Origin of the sequence: Methanobrevibacter sp., from assembly GCF_017410345.1 — an archaeon.
In the GTDB taxonomy this organism is placed as follows: domain Archaea; phylum Methanobacteriota; class Methanobacteria; order Methanobacteriales; family Methanobacteriaceae; genus Methanobrevibacter.
This window is the reverse complement of record NZ_JAFQQZ010000057.1, coordinates 1-3,152: the sequence shown is the minus strand read 5'-3', so window position 1 is coordinate 3,152 and position 3,152 is coordinate 1. Positions and strand designations below refer to the sequence as shown.

The 3,152-nt window shown below is 30.9% G+C and carries 3 protein-coding genes; all 3 read left to right on the top strand.

Annotation, left to right across the window (positions count from 1 at the left end; translation table 11 throughout):
- Positions 1–656 precede the first annotated feature (656 nt).
- Positions 657–1,733, top strand: coding sequence for an NAD(P)-dependent alcohol dehydrogenase (locus tag IJE13_RS07990; RefSeq protein ID WP_292779142.1), 1,077 nt, complete (start codon positions 657–659; stop codon positions 1,731–1,733).
- Positions 1,734–1,873: 140 nt separating this feature from the next.
- A complete protein-coding gene (gene npdG, locus IJE13_RS07985) occupies positions 1,874–2,557 on the top strand; it encodes an NADPH-dependent F420 reductase (RefSeq protein WP_292779139.1) in 684 nt (227 codons plus the stop codon).
- Positions 2,558–2,826: 269 nt separating this feature from the next.
- A complete protein-coding gene (locus IJE13_RS07980; RefSeq protein ID WP_292779137.1) occupies positions 2,827–3,123 on the top strand; it encodes a putative quinol monooxygenase in 297 nt (98 codons plus the stop codon).
- Positions 3,124–3,152 lie beyond the last annotated feature (29 nt).

The following is a 3,152-nucleotide window of genomic DNA, read 5'->3' as shown; positions in this document are numbered from 1 at the left end:
TTTATTTATTTTTTCTTTTTCTCTTTTTCATTATTTTCTTTTATCATATCTATTCTTTTCTTTTTATGGATATCTAGTTTTTAAATTGTTTTTATCATTGATTTTAATTTTCATCATCAACATGTTTTTTTATCATGAGTTTCTTTAACATCCTCTTCATTTTTAAATTTTAGATAAATAATAATTTTTTCATCATTATCAAAATTTTTTATCCTAAATTTTTGTTTTCTATATTTATTTTGAAATTTTTTTTATTAATCTAATTTTTTTCATTTTTTTACAGTTTTGCGATATGTATTGAAATTCATATCATAAGTATGAAAAATTATCATAAAGTCTTATTTTTCTTATTAAATCGTTATATATCCATAAATTTGAATTTAATCTATGAAAAAATAGTAAATTTTATATATGGAATTAAATAAACCTTTATTTGAAAAGTATTTGTACTAAATCTATCTATTTCTAAATTAAATTGATTTTATTAGTTTTTTTTAGAAAATAAGTGTTTAAATATTGTTTAAATCTTGATTTTTTCTTAAATTTTGGGGTTTTTGAATATTTTATACACTTAAAATTTTTCTTTTTGAAAATGATGATTAGAAAAATGAAAAATAGGTTTTTTATAAATATTTTTATATTTTTGAGGTGAAAAAATGGCAACTTTTAAAGGATTTGCAATGAAAAGACTCAATGAGATCGGTTGGGTAGAAAAAGAAGTACCTGAATGTGGACCATATGATGCAATTGTTAAACCAACCTGTGTATCCCCATGTACTTCAGATATTCACACTGTATGGGAAGGAGCAATCGGTGACAGAAGAGACATGGTCTTAGGTCACGAAGCAGTCGGTGAAGTTGTAGAAGTAGGTAGCCATGTTACCAAATTCAAACCTGGTGACCGTGTAATTGTTCCTGCTATTACCCCTGACTGGGATGACGAAGCTGCTCAAAGAGGATTCCCTTCACAAACAACTGAACCTCTCGGTGGATGGAAATTCTCCAACTTCAAAGACGGTGTATTTGGTGAAAGATTCCACGTAAACATGGCTGACGCAAACTTAACCTTTATCCCAGATGGATTATCTGAGGAAGGTGCTGTAATGTTAACCGACATGTGGTCTACTGGTATGATGGGATCCGAAAACGCTGACATCCCATTAGGTGGATCCGTACTTGTTATCGGTATCGGTGCAGTAGGTCTTTCAGCTATTGCTGGTGCAAAATGTTTAGGTGCAGGTAGATTATTCGCTGCAGGTACACGTCCAATTTCTGTCGAAGTTGCTAAAAAATACGGTGCAACCGACATTATTAACTATAAAAACGGAGCTATCGACGAACAAGTTAGAGACCTTACCGATGGTGCAGGTGTAGATTCAGTGGTTATTGCTGGTGGTAACTTAGAAAACACATGGGCAGAAGCTATTAAATCTGCAAAAGCAGGAGGAACCGTATCCAACGTAAACTACTTAAGTGGTGCTGACAACGTATTGATTCCACGTGTAGAATGGGGTTGCGGTATGTCCAACATCAACATTAAAAACGGATTATGTCCTGGTGGAGCAGTAAGAATGGAAAGACTTGCTGACTTAGCATTATGCGGCAGACAAGACCCAGAATTATTAGTTACCCACAAATTCAAAGGCCTTGAAAAAATCGAAGATGCATTACTCTTGATGAAAGAAAAACCTAAAGACTTAATCAAACCTGTAGTAATGTTAGACGTCGACTAAGTTCGTTGATTTTGAATTAGGGATTTTAAAAGTAATGGATTTATTCCATTACTTTTTTTTTAAAAATTTTTTATAAAAAATTATTGATAATGAAAATTATCTATTTAATTATCTATTTATGATATTTTTAGGAGGATAACATGAAAGTTGCAGTTATTGGTGGAACTGGCCCACAAGGTTTAGGAATTGCAAAAAGATTTGCAATTGAAGGGGTAGAAGTTATTGTAGGTTCCCGTAAGGAAGAAAAGGCATTGCAAATTGTTGAAGAAACAATTGAAGAACTTAAGGATTATGATTTAAACATTGTAGGGATGGCAAATGAAGATGCAGCAAAGGCTGGAGACATCTTAATTCTCACTGTACCACTTGCAGCACAAAAACCTACTCTTGAAGGAATCAAGGAATTCTGTACAGATAAAATAGTTCTCGATGCAACTGTACCTCTTGAAACAGCTATTGGTGGAAAACCATTCCGTTTCATTGACTTAATGGAAGGATCTGCTGCAGAAAGAACTGACAAAATCCTTGCAGGAACCGGTGCAAAAGTTATCTGTGCATTCTGTAATATCAGTAACTCTCACTTATCTAATATTCCAAATGACATCGACTGTGATTGCTTGATTGCAGGAAATGATAAGGAAGCAAAAGAAATAGCTACTGAACTCATTAATAAACTTCCAGGTGTAAAAGCAATTGATACTGGAATTTTAGAAAAATCCAGAATTATTGAAAAAATCACTCCACTCCTTATCGGATTAAACATTAAATACAGATCCCATTATGGTGGATTAAGAATTACTGGAATTCCTCAATTTGAAGATTAAATTTTATCTTTTCTTTGGTTTATATGGGAAAATAGGTTTTAAATAAATTATATATGGTTTGATAAAGTCTTATCTTTTATTGATTGGTATTTTTTCTCAACCCAGTTAAATATTTTGAATTAGTCGCCTCTTATCTTAATTTAATAATATTTAACTTTCTTCTCCTAACAAATTTGATTTATTCAATGAATTTGATATAATCTTTATTCGATATGTTTTTATTTATTAAACTGTATATATTTATTTAAAACTATTAATTGGTGATTAATATGATATTAGTTTTAGCTAAAGCAATTCCTAAAGATGAAGATGCTTGTGAAAAAATTGTAGAATTCGCACAAGATTTAATTGAAAACACTAAAAAAGAAGAAGGTAACATAGATTACAATTTATATTCCAATACTGGTGACGGAACCTTATTATTTGTTGAACAATGGGAATCTGTAGAAATATTAGGTTCACATTTACAAACTGATCACTTCATCAGATTTGGAGACAACATTAAAGATTTAGTGGCTGCTGATTTAATTATCGATGTGTTCGATGCAAATGCAGTTGATCTTTAAATAAATTTTCTTTTCTTTTTTCTTTATTT

What these genes read in the sequence shown, in the direction of transcription:
- IJE13_RS07990 (WP_292779142.1), top strand. Translation starts at nt 657, where the DNA reads ATGGCAACTTTTAAAGGATTTGCAATGAAAAGACTCAATGAGATCGGT.
- npdG (WP_292779139.1), top strand. Translation starts at nt 1,874, where the DNA reads ATGAAAGTTGCAGTTATTGGTGGAACTGGCCCACAAGGTTTAGGAATT.
- IJE13_RS07980 (WP_292779137.1), top strand. Translation starts at nt 2,827, where the DNA reads ATGATATTAGTTTTAGCTAAAGCAATTCCTAAAGATGAAGATGCTTGT.